Here is a 25628-nt window from a genome sequence, read left to right as displayed (position 1 = left end):
TAGCATGGAGGAGCAATTTTTCTGCCCCCATCTATAAATTGTTAACTTAGTAAAAATGAGAGTACGATGGAACCTAGTATTGAGAGAAAAGGGGATAATAAGAATGCCTAACTTATGCAAATCTTGGGCCTTAATTATAAGCCTTATGTTTGGCCCAAGTCATAGCTACGCGGCCCAGGTCATCACCCCAGAATACGAAGAACCAAAAGTTGTATTCGATTTCTTTTTTGAAGACCCTCAGCATATTGCCTCGGCACTCTACTGGGTGCGCTCGACGATCAGCCCGCTGTATGATGAACCTTACAACATGGCCCCAGAAATGATGGATGTGGTGGTCATGATTCATGGCACCGAAATTGTCACCTTAGCGAAACACAATTACGAAAAATACCGAGAATCTGTAGAGCGTATGAAATACTATCATGCACTTGGGGTGGAATTCCGTGCTTGTAGCTTAGCTGCGCGCGATTATAGCTACCAGCCCGACGATCTTTACGACTTTGTTACTTTGGTGCCCTCAGCTCCAACAGACCTGGTGCAACTGCAGATGCAAGGTTATGCCCTTATCGTGCCCTTGGTAAGGAGTAAGAAGTTCAGTATTGAAGAAATTCGTTAGCATCCAGGGGCCATACACATATCAGGAAGTGTGTTGATGTCGACTCATAGTTAAGGTGGCGCCCTCAACAATCTGTATACTCACTCAACAAGCAACGGCTGGACATTTCCTGTGCCTTGGCTATTTGAACGGGAGTCATTTCCTTGGCGATGCTCTTATTATTTTCAGCACCTTTTGGGTCGCCATTATAGGCGGCTAAGTTGTACCACATATACGCACGCTCATAGTTCGTAGAAACACCGTTGCCATGATCGTACATAGTCCCTAGGTTAGATTGCGCAATAGCATTACCCTGCTCAGCGGCTAAGGTATACAACTTAACCGCGGTCTCATTGTTCTCAAGGATGCCAAGTCCCAAATCGTACAAAACCCCCAAGTTAGATTGTGCCTTCGCATGACCCTGGTCAGCAGCTAAGGTGTACCACTTTAAGGCTGTCTTATTGTTCTTTGGGACACTGTGCCCTTCACTATAGATGCGCCCTAGATTATATTGAGCCCATGCATGCCCCTCTTCAGCCAACGGAGCCCACTGTGCTAGAGCAGTTTTGAATTCGCCAGATTGTATGGCCTTGAGGCCCTTATCAAAATCAGTAGCAGCTACCACGTCACTTATAACTATTTTTGGCTCAATTTCTTTTGTTTCCATCTGGCGGTTCAAGGATAGTTTGTCATAGTCGTGTTTTAGTTCATCAGCAAAGACCATTATTAATATAGCGATTGTTGCTAAAGCCGTTACAAATGTTGATATTTGTTTTAGCATTTTCATTTGTCATTCCATCTCTTAGCATAATCAGTAGCAACCACCTCATCACCCAATGGCAATGAAAAGGATAGGGGCACGTTTATTAAAACCTTATCTATACCCATGCACACATCTTCTTATTAACAATGATCTTTAACAAAAGTATACACCTACGGCTCTAAAAATTGTTTTATATGTCTCTGTTACCACAAAATAATGGGTTGTTTCTGAAAACTACCCATGTGTTTCATGGGCTAATGTTTATGATTAAAACGTGCTCACTAAAAATTTATTTTTGATATGTCTTCCGGTACTGAGACGGAGATATTAATGCCCTTTTACTAAAAGCGACGGAGAAATAGCTTAAATTAGCAAATCCTGTCGCAATGGCAATTTCAGTCATGGTTAAGTTGGTTTGTTGTAACAATGAAACCGCTTTATCTAATCGCAGTGCTAAATATTGTTGCTGTGGAGAAGTACCCACATGGGTTTTAAATAAGCGCAATAACTGCCGTGTAGACACCGAACATTGGTTTGCCACGTTTTCTAAGGACAGCGGCATCTCAATATTTTTATCCATTAACTCGACTGCATGCTTAACTGTTGGATTAGGTATATGTCGATACAAAAGTTGATGTTCGTTGCCTAAGCGAAATCGTTCATTGATCAGGCGATCATTAATTTTTTGTGCTAATTCATATCCATACCGAGTCACGATCATTTGTAAAACCATATCCAACGCCGCCAATCCGCTGGCACAGCTAAAGCGATTGCGATCAATTTCATACAGGGTATCGCTCACTGATAATTCGGGGTAAGTTTCTTTAAAAGCCTGGGAGTCCTGCCAGTGCAGCGTGAAGCGGTAACCTCGCAACAGATTAGCCTTGGCCAATATCCAGCAGCCGGACGTGATACCACCTAACGCACAACCTTCATTGTTTAACCGTCTTAACCACTGAAATGTTGCCTTGTCATGATATTGATGGCTGTTTAAAGAACTAATGATTGCCACTTGATGAAACGACGTTGTGGTGTTGATATCCATGTCTGGTTTTACCAGTAGATTGCTAGCAGAACGCAATACATCGGTTGTCCTGCCTATCGTATACCAACGAAACAGAGTGCAGCCGGCAATGTCGTTGGCGATGCGGAAAGTTTCGGCTATCGACGTATAGGCAGGTAAGGAGAAGTCCGCCGTTAAGAAAAAACCAAACACCAGCTCACTTTTGTTACTGACAACATTCATGACATTTTGACTGATAAAATAAAATAATAGTCGGATAAACTAAAATTGTAAACTAATAAATGACTAAAATATTATCTAGTTTTAAGCATAAATGGACCTCGATAGCCTCATGATTAATAGTTCTCACTTTGGTATAAAACCAGTTTCTGGCGCTCTAGGTGCTGAGATTGATGGCGTTGACTTAGGGAAACCTATTAGTGCGGTTGTTTTTGATGATCTCCATCAGGCTTTGATGGACTACAAGGTCATTTTTTTCAGAGACCAAGATTTAACACCAGAGCAACATATTGCCTTTTCTCGACGTTTTGGTGAGCCCATGGAAGATATGTTTGTGAAAGAAAGTGAAGACTATCCAGAGCTAATGGAGCTGCTGAAAGAGGCCGATGACACCGGCTATAACTTTGGTGGCAGTTGGCATTCTGATAGCACTTACCGAACTTCGCCTCCGATGGGTGTCTCACTTTACGCACGAGAATTGCCACCATTTGGCGGTGATACTATTTGGTGCAATATGGAGATGGTGTTTGAAAATCTGTCTGCGGGTATGCAATCAATGTTGGAACCACTTTATGCCGAACATCTGGCACAAGGATATCGAGAAAAACTGGCCGTCATAAAAGGTGACTATAGTAAGTCCTTTGAAAATGTAGGCGATGTCGTTAGAGTCGAAGTCAATCACCCTGTGGTTAGAGTGCATCCTGTTACTGGTCGTAAAAGCCTTTTTATCAACGATGCGTATACCCATCGCTTTGCTAATATGACAGCAGAGGAGAGCCAGCCTTTAATTGAGTATCTTTGTAATTTTGCTATTCGCCCATATTTCACTTGCCGCTTTAGCTGGCAACCTGGCTCCCTGGCAATATGGGATAACCGTAATACCATGCATTATGCTATTAGTGACTACCATGGTCACCGGCGTTTAATGCACCGGTATACGATGAAGGGAGATAAGCCCATGGGTATGGTGTCATACCCAGAGTGTAATATGTCAAGCGATAACATATCAGGTAACAATAATGGAAACCTTTAACCAACAACAGCGCAAAGATTTGGCTGCGGCATACAGGCTGGTGGCATTATTCGGTTGGGACGATTTAAGTTCCACTCATATTTCGGCACGCATGGAGGAAGAAGAGCAATTTTTACTCAATTCACGGGACCTATTTTTTGATGAGATTACTGCGTCTTCATTGATTGAAGTAGATTCGTCTGGTCGTGCTATTAATGCCACTCACGCAGTCGTCAATAAAGCAGGGTTTGTCATTCATAGCGCCATTCATCAGGCACGTCCAGAAGTAGGCTGCGTTATCCACACTCACACCCAAGCAGGCATGGCTGTTTCTGCTATGGAATGTGGACTATTGCCAATCAGCCAGCATGCACTGCGATTTTACAACGCGATTGGTATGCACGATTATGAAGGCATTGCAGTAGACTTAGACGAACGCAGCCGGCTGGTTGCTGATCTTGGTGAGAGTGAGGCAATGATATTGCGCAATCATGGGTTACTGGCTGTAGGTAAGACAGTTGCAGAAGCGTTTAGCGCAATGTACTACCTAGAAAAGTCTTGCCGAGCACAAGTTGACGCAATGCAAAGCCATAGCAAGCTGTATTATCCTGATGAAGCCGTGTGCCAACATGTATACGACCAATACCAAAGCTACCCCGACTATATGCAATATGATTGGCAAGGATTGATTCGTAAGCTAGATCGATTGCAGCCTGATTATAAAGCTTAGCTCAACAATTGAATGCGAGGGATTAATTTGTGTGTACCCTTTGCAGTTTCAGCTGACCTGTGGGTTGAAGGTTGATTATCTTAGTTCACACTATATGTAAGGCTGTTACTTCATTAGTGACGCGCCAGTTTCCTGCCGCACAACCTGTCCGTTTTCTATCATCTTAACGCTAATCAAAGACTCCCGTGATCCATCCTGAAACCGCATCACAGAGTGTTCGACCAAGATATCTTTATTTTCGTAGATGCAGCGGTGCATAACTTCTGTAAAGCTGGCATCAGACAACATGCGTGAGTTTAGCTCCCTGTATTCAGGTTTTTTTAGGGTGGTGCCAGATTGATGGCGAATAAACTCAAAATCTTCGTGATACAGCGACATTAATGCCTCAATGTCTTTTTCTGCTGCGGCTTTTTTAAGTGCCCTAAACATTTCCATAATATCTTCCTCGCTAGTGATCTTTGGCCAATCCTGTGACAATTGTTCTTAACAACCACGGCGGCCATTGAGATACTGATGGATGATAGGCCCTTTTTGGACCTATCGCAGTGTGATGTTTGTTACTAGTGTATAAGCTAGCTATTGAGGCAGAGTCCACTCCCCGGCCCACGTATAGGATCCCGTATCTGCTCCAGCAAAGGGACCGCCTACTTGACAGGTGCCATTTATTTTAGCACCAGCATATTTGCCCCATGAAGCAACAGTGCTGATGGCACATCCAGTCCAATCAGCCTCTGGTATACGTCCACCAGTGATATAACCATCACCATCGCCATCTCTTGCAGTGCAACGAAATGTTGAACCCTTATTGGAATAATCGGCCCCCATTACGTATATAGCCGAACAACGGGCAACCATCTTTGATGCAAAGCCTTCTGGTTGATCGTCTAGAAGCCATATGTCATCGGCTGTGGTCTCTCTAACAATGGTGCCATCAGCCATGGTTTTTTGTTCACCTTCTACATTTATGGAGTACCCAACACCAGTTTCTGCTGCTGCGCCACCACTCAGAGCCAGCGCAATACCCACTGCACCTAGTTGGAAATTCATACTTTTCATACTTTTCATTATTATGTTCCTTATAAGTTACTGGATCAGTTCGTCAACGGCCAGTATTAATCTGCCCAATCAGCCCCATGCTATTCAGGCCTGAGTTAACAGTACCCATCCACACATTTAAAGTCTAGTTCAGTCTCTGTACTAGATATAAATCAAGTTGGGGTATATTGTGGCGACTAGTTTAAAAACTGATCGAACAGTTATTCAGGAGAGCATTATGTCGATAGTTAGAATCACCACAGTAACCTTAATTTCTCAAGAAGTAGCGGATGCTTCAGCACTATCTTATGCGGCTAATGCAATAAGTGATTTTCCATCGGCAGAACAGCTTATTGGGATTCAAAGTGACGGCAATAAATTGATAGCAGTATCGCTCTATGAGAGCCAAGAGGCTATGGATAAAGCTGATGCAGCAAGAGATAAGCGTATGGCGAATCCGGATATTATCTCTATGGAGAGTGTTGTTGGAACTGTGAGGCTTAATCACACAAATTAGGGCACCGGCAACAAGATACTATCTGGGTACAATGTGTTGTATGAAATTCGATACTACAAATAATTCTAAAATTACACTTGGCTTGTCGGCTCTGGCAGACCTATGGTTGGCTCAGCTAAAGCAAAGGTGTCCGCCAGATTGGTGCAGCTTAATACCGGCGTTGGATTTGAAAAAACCTGACCGAATGCTAGCGCCAAAAAGTCTACCAGTATTATCTTATTTGTCACAAATGGCAAAACAGGCCCCTGAAGAAAACCAGCCTTTAATCGAACGTATGATCGATAGTAAATCTAATTTACATTTCAATCAGACGTACTCCACAGAAGATTTTGGTGAAGAGTTTTTACAGCAATATGGGTGGTTAAAGTTTCTAGGCCCCGATGCATATTGGCATAGTGATGTGCTATCAAGTGGACTAGTTCTGTTTGGTGATAATGTTACCTACCCTGAGCATTGGCACGTGGCGGAGGAATTATACTTTCCAATCAGTGGAACCGCTGAGTGGTATCACGAGGAAAAAGGCTGGCAACATATTGCCCCTTGCCCACTAATTCATCATGCCAGTAACATCAAACACTCAATGCGCACATCAGGTGAGCCACTGCTGGCTTTATACGTTTGGCGAGGGGGCAACCTTGTACAGAAATCGAATATATAGATCGATCTTTTAGTTTAACTTATCAAAGTGCATGCATGTCCTAAGCAGCCTGTATGTGCATTCTACAAGTACCTGCTGGACATTTCTTGTGCCTTGGCTATTTGATCGAGAGTCATTTCTTTAGCGATGGCCTCTTTATTTTCAGCACCTAACATGCTGCCGTTATGTGCGGATAAACTCCACCACATATACGCACGCACATAGTCTACAAGAACGCCCATACCATTCTTATACATAACCCCTAGGTTAGATTGAGCGCTGGCGTGTCCCTGTTCAGCAGCTTTAGTGTGCCACTTAAGCGCTGTCTGATCGTTTTGTGGGACGCCTTTTCCGTTTTGGTATATAACGCCTAGATTATATTGAGCACTTGCATGGCCATGCTCAGCAGCTAGGGTATACCACTTAAGTGCTATCTTACTGTTCTGTGGAACACCATCGCCACGCTTGTGCATAATTCCTAAATTATATTGGGCCAATGTGTATCCCTGATCAGCAGCTAAGGTGTACCACAGAATAGCTTCCTTATCATTCTTTGGAACACCTTCGCCACTAGAGTACATAATGCCCAGATTATATTGAGCCCTAACATGGCCCTGCTCGGCAGCTAAAATGAACCATTTAACTGCTGTGTTATCGTTTTGCGTAACACCGTCACCACGCTTGTACATAAACCCCAGATTATATTGCGCACTAGCATGATCCTGATCAGCAGCTTTGGTGTACCACTTAACTGCTATCTGATCGTTTTGTGGGACGCCTTTACCATTTCGGTACACAATTCCCAGATTATATTGAGCGCTGGCATGCCCCTGCTCAGCAGCCTTGGCATACCAGAGAGCAGCGTCCTGATCGTTCTGTGGCACGCCATCGCCACGCTTGTACATTTCTACCAGGTTAGCTTGAGCTCTATCGTGCCCCTGCTCAGCAGCCTTGGTGTACCACTTAAGCGCTGCTTGATCGCTCTTTGGAACGCCTACACCACGCGTACACATAAACCCTAGATTATATTGTGCACTGGCATGCCCCTGCTCGGCAGCTTTGGTGTACCACTTAACTGCTATCTGATCGCTCTGTGGAACACCTGCACCGCGCTTGTACATAAACCCCAGATCATATTGGGCCAAAGCATCACCTTGTTCGGCAGCTTTGATGTACCACTTAAGTGCTGTCTGATCGCTCTTTGGAACGCCTACACCACGTGTATACATAATCCCCAGGTTGTACTGTGCTCTAGCATCACCTTGCTCAGCCAAAGGAGCCAGTTCCATTAGTGCAACCGCATGATCGCCTAACTGAAATGCTCGCAGCCCATTATCAAATTGTGAATTCACATGCACACCTTTTTAAGTTTAATATAACATAAAAAGGCAAAAGCTGACCAAATCGACAATTATTGAGCAGCAACAGATCATAAAGGTGTGTCAGGGTCTTTTTTCTCAGACAATAATCCTAAAATGGTTTTGGCATGTTCTTCGGGGATATTAAAGCGTGCCCTGAGGGCTTCAATATGCAGTTTTTCATCGGTGGTAATGATGCCATCACTCATCGCAGCATTAATTTCCGCCTCAAAAATAGCTTCTCTGCGAGCCATTTGATTGGAAAAGGCTGAGGCAACAATACCGGTTAGCAGTGCCACAGTGCAGACCCCCATTAATGCAGTTAAGGCGCCAATAAACTTGCCTATGGCAGTGATAGGATAAACGTCTCCATAGCCGACCGTGGTGAGTGTAATTAATGACCACCACATGGTCTGGGGAATGGATTGAAAATGCTCTGGTTGGACGTCACTCTCAGCGAGGTACATCATTGAACTGGATAAAAATAAGGCAATGGCCAGCAAGTACAAAGTGGCAGCAAAAGAGCGACGTTCCTCATAAATTGCGGAGCCCAGGTCCTCTAGTGCTGATGAATAATGAGACATCTTTAGCAACCTTAGCAGTCGCAGTACACGCAGCCAGCGCAAATCTACACCACCCATAATTAAGGGCAAAATGCTTGGCAAAATAGCAGCTAGATCAATCAGGCCAGTAAAACTAAAGACATATGAGCCACGACGCCCCCATTCGGTGGCACCTCGAGCTGAGTCGTCTGCGGCAATTGACCAGATGCGCAGTAGATATTCCACGAGAAAGACAGTAACAGAGAACCACTCGAACACCATCAGTGCGCTGTGATATTGGAGGTTAATAGAGTCGACAGATTCAAGGCACACGGCCACCAGATTAAGGATTATTAGAATGGAAAGAAATATGTCGCAGACTCTACTTACCGTATCATCGGGGTCGCCCTTACTCAGGATCTCCATTATTCTTTGTCGATAAACATTCATGGCGCTCAGGGCTCCCCAAAAAACTACATAATGACGCATAATATTACCACTTTAAAGCTAGCACAACTTATGCTGTCATGTCATCGTTCCCTGCAAGCCTGCTGGGAGCTTTATTAAGTCATACTGCAGGCTATTACCAATTAACCCATTGAATATGGCCCAGAGTTGGCACACCTTGTGTGCTAGTTCTGCCGCCTGATCGACACGCTGACATCTATTGATTCAGCATTATTTAGTTTTCCACATCTAAAGGTGGCAGAATGAACAAGCAACATAAAGATATCATTATCCGCGACGCACGTGATGAGGACATGCTAACTATTCGAGAGATATATGCGTTCCAGGTCCTGCATGGTGTCTCAAGTTGGGAAGAAGAACCACCATCCCTAGAGGAGATTATCCTTCGGCGCGACGCTGTTACTCACGCTGGTTATCCATACCGGGTCGCCGTGTGTGGTGATGAAGTTCTGGGTTATTCTTACGCTTCTGCCTATCGTCCTCGCCCCGGATACCGTTACACGGTTGAGAACTCAATATACGTTGCTGATGCAGTTCAGCGGATGGGACTTGGCAAACGCCTTCTTGAAGACTTGATTGTGACTTGTACGGAAATGAATTTCCGCCAGATGATTGCTGTGGTTGGGGATTCAGAAAATATAATGTCTATCGATTTTCATAAAAAAATGGGATTTCAGCAGGTTGGTATAATTAAATCCATTGGTTACAAATTTGACCGTTGGATGGACTCTGTGCTGCTGCAATTGCAACTCGGTGATGGTGATAAGACTCTGCCAGACGACTAAACCATTAACTCATCATCTGGGTATATACCTTCAAGAGCATCGTTATCAGAGTTATTTAGTAGATAACTTATACTATGGTGTAGGACCAAAAAAACAACCGTATTATGGTAATGGACTCCCGCTTTTTTGTTGTTGCAAGACTGGGGTATCACTGCTATTAATTAATCCTTTTATTGTACTTGGTAGCGTTTCCTTTAGCCGCTTCTACCGGGTACTTGTCTGCATTGATTTCAAGTTTTTTCTCGATTGCAGCCTCAATATCTATGTTCATTACATCGCAAATTCTTAGCAGATACATTGCAATATCAGCAACCTCTTGTTCTGCGTCAGCCATTTGGACCGTATCTAATTCGCGGGATTGTTTATCTGTTAGCCACTGAAACACCTCCAATAACTCAGAGGCCTCTACACTAAGGGCTGCAGCAAGGTTTTTAGGAGTGTGGAATTGGTCCCACTCCCTTTCTTTGCTAAAGATAGAGAGCTTTTTTTGGATTTCCCTAATGTCCATTATAAAGGCCTATTTAAACAGGTTAGACGTTAACAATCCTTGTAGCCACTGGCCAAGCAGGTGTTAGACATTTCTTGTAACTTAGTTTTTTGAGAAGCATTCATTTCACTAGCAAGCGTCTGCTTATTTTGAGCACCAAGATCATTACCACCATAGGCTGCAATGTTGTACCACATATAGGCGCGATCAATGTCTATTGGAACACCAGATCCATTTTGGTACATTATCCCTAGATTAGTTTGTGCGTCAGCGAGGCCCTGACCAGCTGCTAAGGTGTACCATTTTACTGCGGTCTCATCGTTCTCTGTAACACCCTGGCCACTATCGTACATAATCCCCAGGTTATATTGAGCCCTAACATCTCCCTGTTGCGCTGCCAAGGCGAACCACTTTACGGCTGTTTCATCGTCCTCTGGCACACCTTCACCATTAGCGTACATAGTTCCCATGCCATATTGGCCAGCTGCATCTCCCTGCTTAGCTGATAAGCTGTACCACTTTACAGCTGTCTCAGCATTCTGCGGCACGCCCAATCCAAATTTGTAAAGAGCTGCAAGGCTATTTTGAGCGTCTACGTCTCCTTGCTCAGCCAAAGGCACCCATTCTGCTAAAGCAATGCTGAATACGCCCTTTTGAAAAGCCTTAAATCCCGTATCGTAATCTGCGGCAACTGCAACTCCATTACCTAATAGCATTGAAAAGGTTACTATCGCCATTAACTTGTGCATACGCATCCACATGTTCTCATATTAGTTATAATTCTTAACTGACGAGTATACATAGATGCCCTAGAAATTGTGCTGATATGTCTGCTTATCGATATGTTAAAGGACGGACGACTCGCTTGGGCCATATTAAATCTAATAATCACATCAAATGGGTTGATTGTAGTGAAATAGGTTGAAGAATTCATTAGTAAACTGTGAGCCCACCTCTGACAACAAAAGGCGCTGGTGATGTTTTTTGATTTCATAGGGGAAGCGCCAGTTTCCTGACTCGCATGCTTAGTTGCAGCGCAACAGACACAATGGCGACATGCTTTAGGGTTTAATGAATAAAGCTGAATATTAGCATGAGGCACCGAAGGTGCTACGGACCCAGAACTATATCAACTATTGTTTTTTGGCACGTAACACGTTTTCTAGCAGACCTAGGTAAGAAGAAGGTAAATGGAATGACTCAAAATACATTAACGCAAGAACAACAACGCCAGACCCCCTTAGTTGAGTTTGAACAGCGCATGGAGCGTACGCAAGCTATGTTCACTGAAAGAATGAATCAATTTCAAACAAAACTTGCAGCAGCTAATATTGACGTAGCGCTGATCACTGATGACGACAATGTTTATTATCTCACTGGGTATTATGATTATTTACACATGGAATTCGGTCGTCCAACTATTCTAGTTGTGCCGAAAGACGGTGGGACCTTACTAATTACCCCGACAATTGATTTGGTTATGGCTGAGGCTGCTGCTCAGGTTGACAGAATTGCCCCTTGGAATGACGGTGCGGGAAGTGAATGGCGTGAAGAATTTTCTGTTGTTCTAAAAAGCGCTAATAACATTGCTATCGAACCAAACCATATGCCATCACTGGTCCGAACTTATTTAGATCGCTTTATAGACGCTGGTGATTTGGTTAATGCAACCCCGATTTTGGCTGATATGCGGATGATTAAAACTGCGGAAGAACTGCAGTTAGCGCGCCATGCCGGTCAAGTAGCGAATGTAATGATGGCGGCAGGGAGAGCAGTAATAGCGGATGGTGTTCCAGAGTATGAGGTTGCAATAGCTACATCTGAAGCAGGCACACGCAAAGCGGCGGAGCTGTTAGCCGCTCATTATGACGATACTACAATGTCGCCTAGTATCCATTTTTTACAGATTATGGCGTCAGGAAAAGAGATAACAAAAACTCATCATCGTGCTACAAACCGTGTTATGAAACATGGTGAGCCAGTGTTTTTGTGTTTCTGTGGCATGACTAATTTTCATCGTTTTAAGCTGGGGTTTGACCGAACTTTTTGGATAGGCGAAATAGCAGATAAATCTCAAGCCGCAGTCTATGAAGTTGCAGTCGCTAGTCAGCAAGCTGCATTGAATGCCTTACGTCCCGGTGTAACAGCAGAAAGTGTACATGCAGCCTATGCGAAAGTTATTCAAGGCGCTGGATATGACTATCCATTTCGTTGTGGGCGCGCAACGGGTTTCAGTTTTTTGGAAAAACCACAGCTGGTTACAGGTGATACAACCATTCTGCAACCCGGAATGGTTTTGGCTATTGACGGGTCAGTCGCAGTTGATACTTTTCGTGCGCAAGTGGGTGACAGTTTTATTATCACCGAAGACGGGTACGAAGGCGTCACGGATCATCCTAAATCTTTAAAAGAGGTAATTATCTAACGTATAAATCTGGCCAACAATCACCCACCTCATCCAGTTTGAACTCCAGTTTTAGCCGACTAATAAGCATTTTAACAATCTGTACATCCAGTATCCAAGCAATGGCTGGCCATTTGCTGTGCCTTATCTACATTAGCGTAGCACCAGTTTCAGTGCGTATCACCTGTCCATTTTCTAGCATCCTAGGGCTAATCAAAGATTCCCGTGACCCATCCTGATACTTCGTCACTGAAATACCACAAGAAGTATGTGAGATTGACGATGAGTTAAAGGCTATTTATCATAGCAAAGATACAGTGTGTATTTGGGTCTTAAAAACAAGGGAAGATAGGGATCGATTTTTGGATGAGACTGCTGGAATGCTCCAAGAGAGATTTTTTGAGGATTTTTACTAACTATAATTAGAGCTGTTACGATAATTTGGAGATTAACTAGTGAACTTAAAAATTATATATTTCGATTTACCGTTTTGGCGTGCTGAAATATCAAGACTGCCTTTATTTATTGCCAATATAAAGTTTGAAGATGTCAGAATTAATAATGATGATTGGGATCATGCTAAAGAGAATGGAAAAATGGAAGATGGCACGATAATTCCCTTCCGTGAATTGCCTGTTCTTCATATAAATGGTGAAAGCATTGGGCAAACAATGGCAATTGCAAGAATATGTGGAAAGCTTGGTGGTATGTACCCTGATGATATTTTTGAGGCAGGCAAGGTAGATCAAATCGTTGTTGCTGTTGAAAATATTAATGCGCTTTTAAGTCCCTCAATGAAAGAAAGTGATCCAATGAAAAAGAGGGCGATGAGAAAAGATCTGACCTCTAATGAACTGCCAACATACTTTGGTTATTTGCAAGATCTTTTAACTGCCAACAACTCGGACTGGTTTGTTGGAGACAACATGACTATTGCTGATCTTGCAGTTTGGAGCCTTTTAGGATGGATTGCTTCGGGAGTTATTGATGATGTCTCTGTAGAAGTTATTCAACGTTTTGAGGGCTTAGTAAAGTTATATAACCAGATCAATAAAAATCCGCGCGTCAGAGAGTGGAAAATTAAGACCTATGATCATGATAAAGTTCGATCTGATGAGTATAGCCCTAGCATCCCAGATAGCATATAAAGAGAATTAATTGAGCATGCATTTGTGTTCTCATCTCCGCGTAAAGGTGTGTTAGCAGCTTCAATGTCTAGAGTGTTTGAACACATTATGGAGGAGGTGGGCTTCAACTTTTCTGCTCATGATTGACGCAGAGCTGCTGCCACTGCTGCATCAGGCCTTGGGTTTGATATATCTAAAATTGGGGCACTTCTTAACCATAAAACGCATGAACATGTCCTCGCGTTAACAATTATCCTTATCAACCAATATACATCGGGTGCTAGAGGTATCTAGTGTATCTACATGCTTACCTCTAGATCACTTACTGATTTTTAGTAGTGACATCTATTCGATTTAGTGCCTTTAGCATATGTCTTTGAATGTCAATTTGTACCTGCTGATTCTGCAACATTTCATTTCTGTATTCTGCTGCGCTCTCAAAGTAGCCACTTATAACATTAGCCATATACATCAGATAAAGCATTAGCAAAACGTATAAGATATATTGACCAAACGCATCCCAAACTCCGATTAACCATTCCATTTTTCTGTTCTCCTGTTAGTGCTTATAAAACAGTATACATCTCCTGCTGGTGGTATCTAGCACAACTCCTTAAGCATACACGTGCACACAGCAGATGGTTAGGGTAATAGACAGCACACTGCTCACATCTAGCGTAGGCATGCGTTAAGGTTGATCTACAGCATTGATTTGTCGCAATCATGCACTAATGAATAGAAATGTCAGTCACGTGCCGCAACAAACCTCATAGCTTAATGTCGAAATGCTTAACCACAGACTCTTTGATTTCCCAGGTGCCTTTAAACCCTACGTCGACCACAAAGGCATCCCCTGGCCCTACGTCCATGGGTTTTCCACCATCGGGTGTGATGGTGATACGCCCTTCTATGAGATGAACGAATTCATATTCGGCATAAATAGCATGGTACGTTCCCGGGGTTGCTGTCCATATACCAGAAATCATACTGCCATCATTGGATGTATGGAGTATCCAAGTTTTCATGGTAGGAGCACCCTGAACAACGGTCCATCCCTCTAAATTTTCACTGATTACCTCAGCTGATTTTTGATTGTCGAGCTTAAACAGATGCTTCATTGAAAATAGTCCTTTTGTCTGTGCCGATAATACTATAGATACTACTAATATGAAGTCGTCATTGATATAGGAAAATGTCTGATGCTGCTAACAGACATACGTCAGATGTTCATATTTGGCCAAGGAAAGAGGGGGCTTTAAGGAAAAAGGTGACTTTGACTCTGGCGGATGAATCTATGCAGATATTCAGAATAAACCTAAGACTGAGCGGCTAGGCTTAACCATTGCAGGATCTATGGTTGGATCATTAGATATAAACCAACTCCATCCAATGTTAATCCTGAGACTCGTTCACGGGGTAGACCATGAGATGCTTGGGTTATTTACTCGTGGTCTACATGAAGCTTATGCAATGCCTGACTATAAAGACCTGCCACGCGGTGTCCATAAAAAGCTCATTAATGCCTTATTCAATGCCTCTAGTGAAGATAGTGACATGCGTGCGCTGATGACTACCCACTGGTGGTATGACGACATAACAGGAAAGCTAAAGGTTGAGATTTATAAAGGGAAAAAAAGAAGAAAGGGGTAGTGTGTTTTCCTAGAGTCTCCTAAGAAGTCAGCCATACAATATGTTGAGTCCTTCAAGCGTCATCACCCAATGTATATTGCAGCGATTGGATGTGGTCTAGGCGTGGCACTTCAGGCTATAGATGGCACGTTGATGGAGAGGATTATTGACGTAGCCAATGAGTTTAAAGTGCCCGTCATCCCAGTACATGATGAGTTTATCATAAGAGAAGGGGATAGGCAGCTTATTGAGATGACCTTGGAGCGTGAGTTTAGAGAGTCGTTTGCAGGGAAAGGGAAATTTGGTACGCTTGGAGCTAAGTGGAGGAATAGTGCTGGTGAAGAAGAGTTAGTTAAGATAGACCTCTCGATAGAAGTTTAACAGAATTGAGTTACAGATTACTTGCATGTGTACTATTAAAATGGCATGAGTGCTTGATATAAAGCAAGATAGAATCAACATTACAATTGAGTGGGAATGAATAAAAATGTATTGTATTCAAGTAGATATACCTCAAAATATTTGTGATATCGACGACGAGCTTAAAGCTATTTATCACAGCAAAGATACAGTTTGCATTTGGGTTTTTAAAACAAGAGATGATAGAAACAGGTTTGTCGAAAAAACTGCCGGAATGATGAAATCAGACAGAGAAAACTATTATGAAAAGTATTACGCTTAAGACTTACATACTAAAAATAAACCTTTGTATTATCAATGGGTTACTGGTGTAGTGTTATTGAGTGGGAATAAAAGAACAATTATGGCTGAGAGCATAGACAACAAAACTAAGTTGACACCGTACTTTACTCTTTTAGATGCTGAAAGCTTTGTCGATTACATGGTTACTGTTTTTGGTGCCAAGGTTATTAAAGACAGCCGTAATCCGAATGGTACAATTCAACACGCTCGCTTGAAAATTGAAGACAGCATAATCATGCTGAACCAGGCTGTTAAAAATTATCCTCCCAATCAATCACAGATGCATCTTTATGTTGAGTCTGTTGAAAGTATATACAATCTGGCCCTAGCAAGCGGCTCGGAATCTTTGATGTCACCAATGCTTCGAAGCCATGGTGATAAAATGGCAGGGTTCAAAGATCCCTTTGGTAACGTATGGTGGGTGGCCGAAAAAAAGGAATGATGAAACATTTGAATTGAATGCAGAGGGCGCAACCTCAGTATACTTGGGGCAGGGAGAGGGGAAGGAATTTGACTTTATACAATGGGTTTATACCGCTGCTTATAAAGTGATGAATTAATAGTGGATTCCACCTCTAATGTATCTGGGCAGATACCCCTATGCTGATGGACTAATTTCCCCTTCCCCGTGGCTTTTTTGGGGTAGGGTGTGGGCTGATGTGGCTGGTGGTATTGGAACAAAGCTTAAAGTGGACTATCCTACTTCATAATCTTTAGGAATGATGGGACAGGAATAATATGGATGATTCTTCAGTTTCAGGTATTGGTTTACTATTAATCTTATTGACTATTTATTGGTCATTTCGTGGGTTGGTACAAATCTTTGAAAGACACAATTCAATCTTAGTCATTCTTTATATTGTTTTCTTATTTCCTATTGCGTATATCCATATGTTTCTTCTTGGTGTATTTGGATCTTCATATAAGAAAAGAATGTTAAGGGAAGTAAAGGACAAAGTAGAATTTGATAGACTTGTGGAGCAAGAAAAAAACAAATGAAAAACTACTCATACTTTAATTTAATGTGAAACGACATTTAGGATAACTACTACAACCTAAGAACTTATTGCCAGTTCTTGGCCCTTGTTTAACTGTTCTTTCAGCTAAGTTAGCTCCACATCTTGGACAGACTGTGACAGATGAATGACGATCTTGTAATGATCTAATGTGTTCCCTTTTAGAAATATTAACTTCAGTTTTTACATTTGCAAGTAAACCACATATCCTTTCAACTTCTTCATTAGATAAAACTGTGTCTTTGAATTGTTTGATGTAACGACCAAGATCAACAGTAATATTTGTTGGTAATCAGTATTAAAAGAGCCCGAAGGGTATGCGCAAATTTTTCATCGATGAACTGAGTTTGTTGCCTAAAGCTTGAAATTCTACTCCATTTATTAAAGACTGAGCATCTACGCCGACTAGCTTAGCAAATTCAGTTTGTCCAACAACCTCCTCTTTCTGCAATGTGCCGTCATTATTGTAATCAAAACTATGTAATATTGATGATGAAGTGATCGGTAGTAAAAGAATCGAAGTAAGGTTGATAGCTGCAGCATCTGCAATTTCTACATCCGATCCCAGTTCTTCGATATAAGCAAACTGAACTAAATCGCGTTGAAATTTTGACAGTTCGGCAAGGGAAAGATTTCCATCTTGAGAGATGTCCAAATGTTTCCAGACCTTGTCGAATGCGCATTCAAGGTCTCTATAACATTCATCATTTAACAACTGACTTAAGTCTCTGAGCTTTTGGACATCGCTCCCATATACCAAATCATTAATAAGTATTTCTCCTATCAACTTATCTGCTGATTCGACACCATTACTTCTTGCTTTCATCCCCCATGAGAGTGCTGTTTTAGGATTTTTGCTGACTAAATACCCTAGGTCAAAATGCATGGCGATTTCATATTGTGCCATACCTTCGCCTTTAGAGGCCCTTTGATAGGTTTTACAAAATTCTATATATTCAGGTGCCTCTTCATTTCCAACCTCTTGTGCCTTTTCAAAATAGTCAATTGCGCCAGAGCAATCGTGCCCATCTGGTTCTGAAGAAAAGATTTCTTTCCCAATGACTAAGAGTAAAATGCTAAGGTTTTCCTTAGCTTTAGAATCTCCTTGTTCAGCGGCTAAGGTATACCACTTAACAGCTGCCGTTTTGTCCAGTGTGACACCTTGACCATAGTGGTACATAACCCCCAACATAAATTGCCCACGAACATTCCCTTGTTTAGCGGCTAAGGCGTACCATTTTGCAGATGTCTTATAGTCTTGTGTGACACCTTTACCGTTATAGTACATAAATCCCAAATTAGATTGAGCTTGGTCAAGTCCTTGCTCCGCAGCTAGGGTATACCATTTTACTGCTGTCTCATGGTTCTCTTGGACACCTAGTCCGTTCTCATACATAAGCCCCAAATTAGATTGAGCTTGGTCAAGTCCTTGCTCCGCAGCTAGGGTATACCACTTTACGGCTGTCTTATCGTTCTCTCGGACACCGTCACCATTATCGTACATAAGCCCTAAATTACGTTGCGCATTAGCATTGCCTTGTTCAGCCAACGGCATCCATTCGGCTAGAGCAGTTTTAAAGTCACCAGATTGTGCTGCCTTCAGACCTTTATCAAAGTCAGCAGCAACTGTTATTCCACTGCCCAATAGTAATGATAGTGTTAATCCAATAATTATTTTTTTAACATTCATGACTACACCCTCAACAGCTTCCAATAATAAATATGACATTGATTCCATAGTATCGTAACACTTCTAGGAATTATTCTGAGATAGCTACCCATTTATACATCAGTCAGGGCTAGTAGGGTAGTTGGTAAGCAATAAGAACTAGGCGGATGTATACCTAAAATGACGCCCCTAGGTGTGCTTCATTGCTATATAAGAATAGTTTAACACCCTACTATCCCCTTGGAATTAAGCCCATCTGAGGGCCTCTTAGTACATTAGAATAAAGGTAGTTATTGGACTGGCTAGTGTGATGATTTGTCTATGGTTTAGAACCTATTATCACGATGGTGATAGGTACTGAACCCTGAAGATGAAGTGAATTCTGGTGCCTGTCTATTGCATTAACTAACCCCGCCTGAGATGCTGACTGAAGCATCAATCATGGTTGTCTAGTTGCTAAGGATCATTAGCATAATAAATAGTCACAGAGTACTAAGGTTAATAATAACCTGTTGCTTCTTGAGGTCTAGTTATAAGGATCATAATAAGAGTAGCTAGGGGAAAGGAACACTATGAATGATGATATAAATCTCAGCAGTAGCTCTAGTGTCTCTATGATGAGGCTCGGAGGCCTTATACGGACACTTCTTATTAGTTCAGAAGCAAACCTACTCACCTATAAAGATCAGATAGGCCAACTACCTGAGTCTGAGGAGGATGATTATGATCATCACCTATTTCTACATAATGTTAGGCTAAGGAAATCTCACCAAAAAGTTATGGTGGAAGGCGCAAATTTAGGCATCAGTTCATTGCCAGTTTACGATGCTCTAGCTGTTAATCATCAGCATGCGGACTGGGCACAAGAAGCTATGGCTAGGGTGTGGTCTGATGTGGTGGGTGGTGTTGCGACTAAGTTAAAAGTTGATTTCCCAACTGTTCGTTAAAAGTTAGAACAAGGATAGACAACGTAATGAAAAACAATATGGATGGATTTTGCAGGGCACTTGGTAATGCATCAGCCGCTCTTTCAAGGGTATGTATCATAGCATTATCTTTAGCTAATTCTGGCCTTGTGGTGGCTCTTAGCAATGACGATATTGTTAGAGCTTATAGTCCTAGCAGCGTGATGCTTAGAAGTGGGTTTGAGCTGCCAGATGGAACCATTAAAGAGCTAGAATCCATTAAGGTGGGTCAATCTTTATCCTATTGCAACCCTGTCTCAGTCCGAGCTAACCCTGATATTAATGCTAGAAAAATCACTAGTATTAATGATGGTAATTTTGAGAGCTTTGATCTTAAAGAATCCACCAAGGCAGAAGGCTGGGCAGATGTGTTCAAAGACGGGAGGCATATTGGGTATTCTGCACAGGCTATTAAGAGAGATGGGCAGGTCGATAACATCATCTGTCCAAAGCCGAAGTGGCTGACTCTATCATCTCTAGAGGTAGCAGGTGCTCAATTTAATGTGGAATTATTTGATCAGCGAGACCTGATAATTAAGGATGGTGATGGAACAGTCTTATATACACGAAGAGTGAGCGATAAAACTTCTTTATATGAATTGAATAACTCGGATGGGATATTTGGTTGGATCGTAGGGTGGGATCTGTATGATGATTCACAGTACTTTAAGGATATTGACTTCACTGTTGCAAGAGTGGTTGTGCCTTATCTTGATGAAAAGGGTGACCAAGGGGTATGGGATGCAGTTTACCCAGGGGTGCAGAATCTTAAATATGTGAGCATGCTATACGACGAGAGTGGTCAAGTACCTATTGTCGCAGGTCTTGGTATTCGGGGGCCAAGGTTTTGTAACTCTAATGCGTGTGCATGGCACTGGAAGCAGCCAATTTTCGTAACTATTAAGCGAACGAGTAATGGTATTGAAGAAATAATAGATAATGGGGCGTTTGATTTTCAGCTTGTAAAAGGGATGACGCGTGCTGATCAATTCTTATATAACTGGCTGTACTGGAACCCTAGTGGCTTAAGGAAGTTGCTTCAAGGTCAGATTGGCCAGCAGATTGAAGCGATAACAACCCAATGCACTCCAAGTAAGTTGGCACTATATAAACATTACTTTATACCTCAATGGGAATGGGCAACCCCTTTGCATTACGATAGGTCTAACCGTGGTTTGACGATAAAGGATCAAGCCAAAAACCACCTTTCAGACACAGAGTATGAATCCTATTACGAAGATAGGGACGCATCATATGGAGTACTGTTGGATTATTTATGGGGCCCAGAGACTAACGGGCATGAATATTTTTACAGTCTTATGGATTGTGTTGAAGGCAGTCCAGAGGATAGAGAGTTAGTTAGAAATATTGTTGGGTACCTAAACCTTCCGTTAGATGCTGATCTGTTGGAAGCTGTCATTGGCGAGAGAAAGTGAAATTGATACCAATAGTTTTTTTCTGCTAACGGGAATATTGAGCTTCATTCCACCTCTAATGTATCTGGGCAGATACCCCTATGCTGATGGACTTCTATTCCCTCCCCCCGTGGCTATTTTGGGGTAGGGTGGCTTCAAAATAGACCTTAATAACCTACTACTGAGGAATTTAAAGCAGGCTTCGCTTGTGATAGTTCTTGAGGAAGTGTCAGTTAAAGTGGTGTTAATAAGTTTTGTAGTCTGTGTGTAGTCTAGATACAAAAAAGCAGCCAGTGATGTATATCAAAAGCTGCTTCTATGTAGGTAATCAATTGATTTAATTACCATTAATATGGTGGGCCTGGTCAGATTTGAACTGACGACCAAAGGATTATGAGTCCTCTGCGCTAACCGCTGCGCCACAGGCCCGTATGGGAACGCGCATGATACCCGTGCTAGTGGTTTAGGGCAAGATTCAACGTGTCTAAATCACTGATTTAATAGTCTCTTTTTGTTTTTGTCCCATGATAGAGGAAATCTGACAAGTTTTAGTTTGATTTGTCTTGTCTTGTCTTGTCTTGTGCATTAGTACCGTTGGTGTCCATATTGTTGTTGGGACGAGCTAAATAGCGATGTCCTTCTTGTGCACAGTTACCGTGCACTGGTGACTAGTTATTTCGTCCAATGTGTTGCTTTGCCCATGGGTGGAGCTCCTGTTTGCGTGTTAGTGTGTGTGCCAAGAATTTGGGGTGGGCGTTTCTCCATCGGTGTCTGCAATAAGGTATAATTTACCTAATGAATTATATTAGGTGCAACTAAGCATGTCCGAAGAAATTAATTACCAAAACAATCCTCTGCATGGTTTGAACTTAAAATCCATGCTCATAGAAATTGTTGATCACTATGGTTTTGAGATTCTGCACGCTTATTTGTATATTCATAGCTTTAAAACAAACCCTAGTGTTGATTCTAGCGTTAAATTCTTAAAGAAAACAAAATGGGCTCGGGAGAAAGTTGAAGCCTTTTATTTATATAAGTTTAAGAACTTGCCAAAGGTGTCTAGTGATCAATTTGAGCTGCCACCTCGCGACAGAATTATACCTGAAGGCCAGGTCGCAGGCGCGCCATGTGAACTGACCTTAGAAGATGCAGAGCGTGTGCGTGAGAAAAGAGAAAGCAAGGCAAACGAGTATGATAAGTTGGCAGGGCGCAGCAGTGCTGATAAAGATTGTGATAGTACTAAGCCTAGCTCGCAATCTAATGATAAGCCTTGGTTAAAACCTGCACCGAAGTCGGCCTGGAAGCCTCAGCCTAACGCAAGTACAGAAGCCACAGTTAAGGGCAGTGGTGTTAAGCACCTTGATCCTTGGGCCAGTTCACGCAATAAACTCAAGTCGTAAGTGAATGGGTTGTTAATTTAATTGATTATGTTTAGTTAGCGCTGATGGGCTCGTGCCATTTGTGGCTTGTGTGGGTGGCGTGTTTCTCGGTATAAGGTATAAAGGCCAGAAATTAAGATAAGGCTGCTGCCTATTAGAGTGATAATGTCGGGCCATTCGTCAAATATTACTACCCCCCAAAACATGGCTAACGGTAGTGAAATGTACTCAAATGGAGCAGCTAACGCGGCTTCTGCATGACGGTATGCTTGGCTAATAAGGTAGCCGCCTATGGTGCTTGCAAATCCTAATAACATAAACAGCTTAAAATCCCCATGCTCCAAAGGACTCCAGGGCCGTAATAGGAAATTTAGAGATGGGTTGCTTGGATTGTTGAATTCGCCATCCCCCACAACCACCCACATGGCGGCGCTAACAGCGACAAACGTGACTTGAATGTAGAAGGTCATAGTGGCGGCTGATTCGGTATCGCGCATGGTACGAGTAAGGGTGTGTAAAATGGCATAACAAACTGCTGCGCCAATAGGTAATAAGGAAGCAAACATAAATTGACTGCTGCCCGGTTGTACCATGATCAATACCCCAGCGAACCCTAGGCCTATGGCAAACCAACGGTGTGGGCCCACGTATTCTTTTAGAAATATGATGGAGAATAGGGTGATTATACTGGGGCTAATAAAGAACAAAGCTACAGCGTCTGCTAGTGGCATGGCCACCAAACCAAGAAAAAACAACATATTAGCTAACACAACGCTGCCACCACGGACTAAATGCTTCGCCAGGCGTTTTGTTTTTAAAGTCTTTAGGCCACTAGAACTTGCCATCAGTAACATTAAAATGACTAGCATACCGATGATAGAGCGCAGTAAAATAATTTGATGCAACGCATAGGCATCGCTAAGAAACTTAATAGTGACGTCTGTCGTGGAAAAGCATACACCAGCAGTGATGGCGCAAATGATGCCTATGGTGTTACTTGATTTAGATACAGTAAATGACATAACAACCAAGCCGAATACAGAACGTACGGCAATATAGCGAACTTCACTAGAAGAATACAGCTTTATAATTGAATTAGGTGCGCCATTAGCCAGTGGCTTGTATGGGAAGGGAGGGATATCGAGAGTTGGCTCACCCGCAAGACGGTTGATGTCTAGCAGGGTGAGCCAGCTTTACAGCGAAGATTAGTCTTCGATGAAGCTACGTAGGTGGTCAGAGCGCATTGGATGGCGCAACTTACGCAGTGCTTTGGCTTCAATTTGACGGATACGTTCACGGGTCACATCAAACTGCTTGCCTACTTCTTCTAAGGTATGGTCGGTATTCATTTCGATACCAAAACGCATACGCAACACTTTAGATTCGCGGGCGGTAAGGCCTGCTAATACATCTCGTGTGGCTTCTCGTAGGCCTTCGCCAGTGGCGGATTCAATAGGAGAGTCCATGGAGCTGTCTTCGATAAAGTCACCTAAGCTGGAATCCTCATCGTCACCGATGGGAGTTTCCATAGAGATGGGCTCTTTAGCAATTTTAAGTACTTTACGAATCTTGTCTTCTGGCATTTCCATGCGCTCACCTAGCTCTTCTGGCGTAGGCTCGCGTCCCATTTCCTGAAGCATTTGACGAGAGATACGGTTGAGTTTGTTAATAGTCTCAATCATATGCACTGGAATACGTATGGTACGGGCTTGGTCTGCAATGGAGCGGGTGATAGCCTGACGAATCCACCATGTAGCGTAAGTAGAGAACTTATAACCACGGCGGTATTCAAACTTGTCTACGGCTTTCATCAAGCCAATGTTACCTTCTTGAATGAGATCCAAGAACTGAAGGCCACGGTTAGTGTACTTCTTGGCAATAGAAATCACTAAGCGTAGGTTAGCTTCTACCATTTCTTTTTTGGCACGACGTGCGCGGACTTCGCCCATGGTCATGCGGCGGTTGATGTCTTTAATTTCGGTAAGGCTAAGGCCTGACTCATCAACAACCATAGCAAGCTTACGTTGCGCACGACGAAGATCTACTGCATTGCGGCGGATAGCCGGAGCATAGGAGGCGCCACTGGCAATTAGTTCATCTGCCCAGCCAACGTTAGTTTCATTGCCAGGGAACTCGGCTAGGAAAACATCACGCGGCATTTTTGCTTTACGATTACATATGATAGTAATAATTTTTTCTTGTGCACGAATGCGGGCGAGTGCGCCGCGAGGGTATTTAGCCACAGACTCAAAATGTTTAGGCACCAACTTTAGTGGTGAAAACAGAAAACCAAGGTGAGCGTATGCTTCTTTTACTTGCGGGCTTTCGCGGCCATATTTTTCAACAGCAACGAGGGTTATTACAAGCTGCTCTTCTAGCTCGGCAAAGCGCTCCGCCGTTTCAATTGGATCTGGACCATTATCCGTCTCTTCTTCCTCATCGTCATTATCGCTCTTCACAACAGTGGTTGGATTGATTGGAGATGGGTTAGGTTCACCATCTGGGTCAATGTAGCCACTAAAAAGATCGCTTAAGCGGCCTTCATCGGTAAAGATGCGTTTGTAGACATCAATAATTGTGATGACGCTATCTGGATAATGAGCTAAAGCAGACATGACGTCCCGCAGGCCTTCTTCAATGCGTTTAGCAATGACGATTTCACCTTCACGGGTGAGTAGTTCCACAGTTCCCATTTCGCGCATATACATGCGCACTGGGTCAGTGGTGCGACCAGCCTCATTTTCTACGGCGGCTAATGCGGCAGCAGCTTCTTCAGCGGCAGCCTCATCGGTAGAGTCACCGTCGGTCATGAGTAAGGTTTCGGCATCTGGCGCTTGCTCAGATACGGTGATACCCATGTCGTTAATCATGCCAATAATGTCTTCGACTTGATCTGGATCGGCAATATTTTGTGGCAGGTGATCGTTAACTTCTGCATAAGTTAAAAAGCCCTGTTCACGACCTTTGGTGATCAGTTCTTTTAAGCGAGATTGTTGCTGTTCGTTGGCGGCCATGGCAACCCTATAGTAAGTGAACGGATATTGAAGATGTCAGCTCTCCATTATAGTCGAAAAACAAGGGTTCTTCCACAAAGTATAAGGGAATAGCTGATAATTTGTGCTTTTTGAAGCCTGCACGAGACGATAGCTA

At 42.8% G+C, this 25628-nt stretch carries 29 protein-coding genes and 1 tRNA gene; 15 read left to right on the top strand and 15 right to left on the bottom strand.

Features of this window, described 5'->3' with window-relative positions:
• The first annotated feature begins 103 nt into the window (after window positions 1–103).
• Window positions 104–616: a DsrE family protein gene (locus ABXT70_RS10920; RefSeq protein ID WP_443640522.1), complete on the top strand. Its 513-nt coding sequence runs from the start codon at window positions 104–106 to the stop codon at window positions 614–616.
• 64 nt (window positions 617–680) lie between these two features.
• Here ABXT70_RS10920 and ABXT70_RS10915 read toward each other — a convergent pair whose 3' ends face one another.
• The gene (locus ABXT70_RS10915) at window positions 681–1382 is read right to left on the bottom strand and encodes a tetratricopeptide repeat protein (RefSeq protein ID WP_443640521.1); all 702 of its coding nucleotides are present in this window, start codon (window positions 1380–1382) and stop codon (window positions 681–683) included.
• Between the two features lie 265 nt (window positions 1383–1647).
• Window positions 1648–2604 carry a GlxA family transcriptional regulator gene (locus tag ABXT70_RS10910; RefSeq protein ID WP_443640520.1) on the bottom strand — a complete coding sequence of 319 codons (957 nt, stop codon included), beginning with the start codon at window positions 2602–2604 and terminating at the stop codon, window positions 1648–1650.
• 109 nt (window positions 2605–2713) lie between these two features.
• Between ABXT70_RS10910 and ABXT70_RS10905 the strand changes: the two genes are divergently transcribed.
• Window positions 2714–3634: a TauD/TfdA dioxygenase family protein gene (locus tag ABXT70_RS10905; RefSeq protein WP_443640519.1), complete on the top strand. Its 921-nt coding sequence runs from the start codon at window positions 2714–2716 to the stop codon at window positions 3632–3634.
• Window positions 3621–4343 carry a class II aldolase/adducin family protein gene (locus ABXT70_RS10900; protein ID WP_443640518.1) on the top strand — a complete coding sequence of 241 codons (723 nt, stop codon included), beginning with the start codon at window positions 3621–3623 and terminating at the stop codon, window positions 4341–4343. The genes ABXT70_RS10905 and ABXT70_RS10900 overlap by 14 nt, the downstream gene beginning before the upstream one ends.
• A 105-nt stretch (window positions 4344–4448) precedes the next feature.
• Here ABXT70_RS10900 and ABXT70_RS10895 read toward each other — a convergent pair whose 3' ends face one another.
• Window positions 4449–4778, bottom strand: coding sequence for a DUF4440 domain-containing protein (locus ABXT70_RS10895; RefSeq protein WP_443640517.1), 330 nt, complete (start codon window positions 4776–4778; stop codon window positions 4449–4451).
• A gap of 141 nt (window positions 4779–4919) precedes the next feature.
• Window positions 4920–5408: a hypothetical protein gene (locus ABXT70_RS10890; RefSeq protein ID WP_443640516.1), complete on the bottom strand. Its 489-nt coding sequence runs from the start codon at window positions 5406–5408 to the stop codon at window positions 4920–4922.
• Between the two features lie 208 nt (window positions 5409–5616).
• Between ABXT70_RS10890 and ABXT70_RS10885 the strand changes: the two genes are divergently transcribed.
• Both ABXT70_RS10885 and ABXT70_RS10880 read left to right on the top strand, forming a co-directional pair.
• A complete protein-coding gene (locus tag ABXT70_RS10885; protein ID WP_443640515.1) occupies window positions 5617–5895 on the top strand; it encodes a hypothetical protein in 279 nt (92 codons plus the stop codon).
• Between the two features lie 40 nt (window positions 5896–5935).
• Entirely contained in the window at window positions 5936–6553 is a 618-nt protein-coding gene (locus tag ABXT70_RS10880; protein ID WP_443640514.1) for a dimethylsulfonioproprionate lyase family protein, read from the top strand.
• A 62-nt stretch (window positions 6554–6615) separates the two neighbouring features.
• Here ABXT70_RS10880 and ABXT70_RS10875 read toward each other — a convergent pair whose 3' ends face one another.
• Window positions 6616–7884 carry an SEL1-like repeat protein gene (locus ABXT70_RS10875; protein ID WP_443640513.1) on the bottom strand — a complete coding sequence of 423 codons (1269 nt, stop codon included), beginning with the start codon at window positions 7882–7884 and terminating at the stop codon, window positions 6616–6618.
• Window positions 7885–7961: 77 nt separating this feature from the next.
• Window positions 7962–8921, bottom strand: a complete 960-nt coding sequence (locus ABXT70_RS10870; protein ID WP_443640512.1) for an ion transporter — start codon at window positions 8919–8921, stop codon at window positions 7962–7964.
• Window positions 8922–9142: 221 nt separating this feature from the next.
• On the opposite strand from ABXT70_RS10870, the gene ABXT70_RS10865 reads away from it, so the two are divergent.
• On the top strand, window positions 9143–9685 hold the full coding sequence (locus tag ABXT70_RS10865; RefSeq protein ID WP_443640511.1) for a GNAT family N-acetyltransferase: 543 nt from the start codon (window positions 9143–9145) through the stop codon (window positions 9683–9685).
• A 157-nt stretch (window positions 9686–9842) separates the two neighbouring features.
• Here ABXT70_RS10865 and ABXT70_RS10860 read toward each other — a convergent pair whose 3' ends face one another.
• Complete coding sequence (locus tag ABXT70_RS10860) at window positions 9843–10193, bottom strand: nucleotide pyrophosphohydrolase (RefSeq protein WP_443640510.1); 351 nt, start codon at window positions 10191–10193, stop codon at window positions 9843–9845.
• A 29-nt stretch (window positions 10194–10222) separates the two neighbouring features.
• Window positions 10223–10909 carry a tetratricopeptide repeat protein gene (locus ABXT70_RS10855; protein WP_443640509.1) on the bottom strand — a complete coding sequence of 229 codons (687 nt, stop codon included), beginning with the start codon at window positions 10907–10909 and terminating at the stop codon, window positions 10223–10225.
• Window positions 10910–11367: 458 nt separating this feature from the next.
• Here ABXT70_RS10855 and ABXT70_RS10850 point away from each other — a divergent pair, with 458 nt between their 5' ends.
• Window positions 11368–12597 (top strand): M24 family metallopeptidase, encoded by a 1230-nt coding sequence (locus tag ABXT70_RS10850; RefSeq protein ID WP_443640508.1) that lies wholly within the window; start codon window positions 11368–11370, stop codon window positions 12595–12597.
• 434 nt (window positions 12598–13031) lie between these two features.
• On the top strand, window positions 13032–13724 hold the full coding sequence (locus ABXT70_RS10845; RefSeq protein ID WP_443640507.1) for a glutathione S-transferase: 693 nt from the start codon (window positions 13032–13034) through the stop codon (window positions 13722–13724).
• Window positions 13725–14025: 301 nt separating this feature from the next.
• Here the strand turns inward: ABXT70_RS10845 and ABXT70_RS10840 are convergent, their stop codons facing one another.
• Entirely contained in the window at window positions 14026–14247 is a 222-nt protein-coding gene (locus tag ABXT70_RS10840; protein WP_443640506.1) for a hypothetical protein, read from the bottom strand.
• A gap of 223 nt (window positions 14248–14470) precedes the next feature.
• Window positions 14471–14821, bottom strand: coding sequence for a cupin domain-containing protein (locus tag ABXT70_RS10835; protein ID WP_443640505.1), 351 nt, complete (start codon window positions 14819–14821; stop codon window positions 14471–14473).
• A gap of 352 nt (window positions 14822–15173) precedes the next feature.
• Between ABXT70_RS10835 and ABXT70_RS10830 the strand changes: the two genes are divergently transcribed.
• The 4 genes from ABXT70_RS10830 (at window position 15174) to ABXT70_RS10815 (ending at window position 17033) form a co-directional block, all read left to right on the top strand.
• A complete protein-coding gene (locus ABXT70_RS10830; RefSeq protein WP_443640504.1) occupies window positions 15174–15353 on the top strand; it encodes a hypothetical protein in 180 nt (59 codons plus the stop codon).
• Between the two features lie 69 nt (window positions 15354–15422).
• Complete coding sequence (locus ABXT70_RS10825; RefSeq protein WP_443640503.1) at window positions 15423–15713, top strand: hypothetical protein; 291 nt, start codon at window positions 15423–15425, stop codon at window positions 15711–15713.
• Between the two features lie 382 nt (window positions 15714–16095).
• Complete coding sequence (locus tag ABXT70_RS10820; RefSeq protein WP_443640502.1) at window positions 16096–16476, top strand: VOC family protein; 381 nt, start codon at window positions 16096–16098, stop codon at window positions 16474–16476.
• Window positions 16477–16772: 296 nt separating this feature from the next.
• Entirely contained in the window at window positions 16773–17033 is a 261-nt protein-coding gene (locus ABXT70_RS10815; RefSeq protein WP_443640501.1) for a hypothetical protein, read from the top strand.
• A 15-nt stretch (window positions 17034–17048) separates the two neighbouring features.
• Here ABXT70_RS10815 and ABXT70_RS10810 read toward each other — a convergent pair whose 3' ends face one another.
• Window positions 17049–17201, bottom strand: a complete 153-nt coding sequence (locus ABXT70_RS10810) for a topoisomerase DNA-binding C4 zinc finger domain-containing protein (RefSeq protein ID WP_443642506.1) — start codon at window positions 17199–17201, stop codon at window positions 17049–17051.
• A gap of 147 nt (window positions 17202–17348) precedes the next feature.
• Complete coding sequence (locus ABXT70_RS10805; RefSeq protein ID WP_443640500.1) at window positions 17349–18740, bottom strand: hypothetical protein; 1392 nt, start codon at window positions 18738–18740, stop codon at window positions 17349–17351.
• Window positions 18741–19291: 551 nt separating this feature from the next.
• Here ABXT70_RS10805 and ABXT70_RS10800 point away from each other — a divergent pair.
• Entirely contained in the window at window positions 19292–19666 is a 375-nt protein-coding gene (locus ABXT70_RS10800) for a hypothetical protein (RefSeq protein ID WP_443640499.1), read from the top strand.
• Between the two features lie 26 nt (window positions 19667–19692).
• The gene (locus ABXT70_RS10795) at window positions 19693–21120 is read left to right on the top strand and encodes a hypothetical protein (RefSeq protein WP_443640498.1); all 1428 of its coding nucleotides are present in this window, start codon (window positions 19693–19695) and stop codon (window positions 21118–21120) included.
• A gap of 332 nt (window positions 21121–21452) precedes the next feature.
• Here ABXT70_RS10795 and ABXT70_RS10790 read toward each other — a convergent pair.
• Window positions 21453–21528 (bottom strand) — tRNA-Ile (locus tag ABXT70_RS10790).
• A gap of 392 nt (window positions 21529–21920) precedes the next feature.
• On the opposite strand from ABXT70_RS10790, the gene ABXT70_RS10785 reads away from it, so the two are divergent.
• Complete coding sequence (locus tag ABXT70_RS10785; protein WP_443640497.1) at window positions 21921–22499, top strand: VF530 family DNA-binding protein; 579 nt, start codon at window positions 21921–21923, stop codon at window positions 22497–22499.
• 35 nt (window positions 22500–22534) lie between these two features.
• Here ABXT70_RS10785 and ABXT70_RS10780 read toward each other — a convergent pair whose 3' ends face one another.
• Both ABXT70_RS10780 and rpoD read right to left on the bottom strand, forming a co-directional pair.
• Window positions 22535–23500, bottom strand: coding sequence for a DMT family transporter (locus ABXT70_RS10780; RefSeq protein WP_443640496.1), 966 nt, complete (start codon window positions 23498–23500; stop codon window positions 22535–22537).
• Between the two features lie 183 nt (window positions 23501–23683).
• On the bottom strand, window positions 23684–25492 hold the full coding sequence (gene rpoD, locus ABXT70_RS10775) for an RNA polymerase sigma factor RpoD (protein WP_443640495.1): 1809 nt from the start codon (window positions 25490–25492) through the stop codon (window positions 23684–23686).
• Window positions 25493–25628 lie beyond the last annotated feature (136 nt).

The sequence above is a fragment of the Candidatus Njordibacter sp. Uisw_039 genome (assembly GCF_047730075.1).
Taxonomy (GTDB): Bacteria; Pseudomonadota; Gammaproteobacteria; order Pseudomonadales; family Balneatricaceae; genus Njordibacter.
This window is presented reverse-complemented; position numbering and strand designations above follow the sequence as displayed.

Coding starts and splice junctions, on each gene's coding strand:
- ABXT70_RS10920 (WP_443640522.1), top strand. CDS start 104: ATGCCTAACTTATGCAAATCTTGGGCCTTAATTATAAGCCTTATGTTT.
- ABXT70_RS10915 (WP_443640521.1), bottom strand. CDS start 1,382: ATGAAAATGCTAAAACAAATATCAACATTTGTAACGGCTTTAGCAACA.
- ABXT70_RS10910 (WP_443640520.1), bottom strand. CDS start 2,604: ATGAATGTTGTCAGTAACAAAAGTGAGCTGGTGTTTGGTTTTTTCTTA.
- ABXT70_RS10905 (WP_443640519.1), top strand. CDS start 2,714: ATGATTAATAGTTCTCACTTTGGTATAAAACCAGTTTCTGGCGCTCTA.
- ABXT70_RS10900 (WP_443640518.1), top strand. CDS start 3,621: ATGGAAACCTTTAACCAACAACAGCGCAAAGATTTGGCTGCGGCATAC.
- ABXT70_RS10895 (WP_443640517.1), bottom strand. CDS start 4,778: ATGGAAATGTTTAGGGCACTTAAAAAAGCCGCAGCAGAAAAAGACATT.
- ABXT70_RS10890 (WP_443640516.1), bottom strand. CDS start 5,408: ATGAAAAGTATGAAAAGTATGAATTTCCAACTAGGTGCAGTGGGTATT.
- ABXT70_RS10885 (WP_443640515.1), top strand. CDS start 5,617: ATGTCGATAGTTAGAATCACCACAGTAACCTTAATTTCTCAAGAAGTA.
- ABXT70_RS10880 (WP_443640514.1), top strand. CDS start 5,936: ATGAAATTCGATACTACAAATAATTCTAAAATTACACTTGGCTTGTCG.
- ABXT70_RS10870 (WP_443640512.1), bottom strand. CDS start 8,921: ATGCGTCATTATGTAGTTTTTTGGGGAGCCCTGAGCGCCATGAATGTT.
- ABXT70_RS10865 (WP_443640511.1), top strand. CDS start 9,143: ATGAACAAGCAACATAAAGATATCATTATCCGCGACGCACGTGATGAG.
- ABXT70_RS10860 (WP_443640510.1), bottom strand. CDS start 10,193: ATGGACATTAGGGAAATCCAAAAAAAGCTCTCTATCTTTAGCAAAGAA.
- ABXT70_RS10855 (WP_443640509.1), bottom strand. CDS start 10,909: ATGGCGATAGTAACCTTTTCAATGCTATTAGGTAATGGAGTTGCAGTT.
- ABXT70_RS10850 (WP_443640508.1), top strand. CDS start 11,368: ATGACTCAAAATACATTAACGCAAGAACAACAACGCCAGACCCCCTTA.
- ABXT70_RS10840 (WP_443640506.1), bottom strand. CDS start 14,247: ATGGAATGGTTAATCGGAGTTTGGGATGCGTTTGGTCAATATATCTTA.
- ABXT70_RS10835 (WP_443640505.1), bottom strand. CDS start 14,821: ATGAAGCATCTGTTTAAGCTCGACAATCAAAAATCAGCTGAGGTAATC.
- ABXT70_RS10830 (WP_443640504.1), top strand. CDS start 15,174: ATGCCTGACTATAAAGACCTGCCACGCGGTGTCCATAAAAAGCTCATT.
- ABXT70_RS10825 (WP_443640503.1), top strand. CDS start 15,423: ATGTATATTGCAGCGATTGGATGTGGTCTAGGCGTGGCACTTCAGGCT.
- ABXT70_RS10820 (WP_443640502.1), top strand. CDS start 16,096: ATGGCTGAGAGCATAGACAACAAAACTAAGTTGACACCGTACTTTACT.
- ABXT70_RS10815 (WP_443640501.1), top strand. CDS start 16,773: ATGGATGATTCTTCAGTTTCAGGTATTGGTTTACTATTAATCTTATTG.
- ABXT70_RS10805 (WP_443640500.1), bottom strand. CDS start 18,740: ATGAATGTTAAAAAAATAATTATTGGATTAACACTATCATTACTATTG.
- ABXT70_RS10800 (WP_443640499.1), top strand. CDS start 19,292: ATGAATGATGATATAAATCTCAGCAGTAGCTCTAGTGTCTCTATGATG.
- ABXT70_RS10795 (WP_443640498.1), top strand. CDS start 19,693: ATGAAAAACAATATGGATGGATTTTGCAGGGCACTTGGTAATGCATCA.
- ABXT70_RS10785 (WP_443640497.1), top strand. CDS start 21,921: ATGTCCGAAGAAATTAATTACCAAAACAATCCTCTGCATGGTTTGAAC.
- ABXT70_RS10780 (WP_443640496.1), bottom strand. CDS start 23,500: ATGTCATTTACTGTATCTAAATCAAGTAACACCATAGGCATCATTTGC.
- rpoD (WP_443640495.1), bottom strand. CDS start 25,492: ATGGCCGCCAACGAACAGCAACAATCTCGCTTAAAAGAACTGATCACC.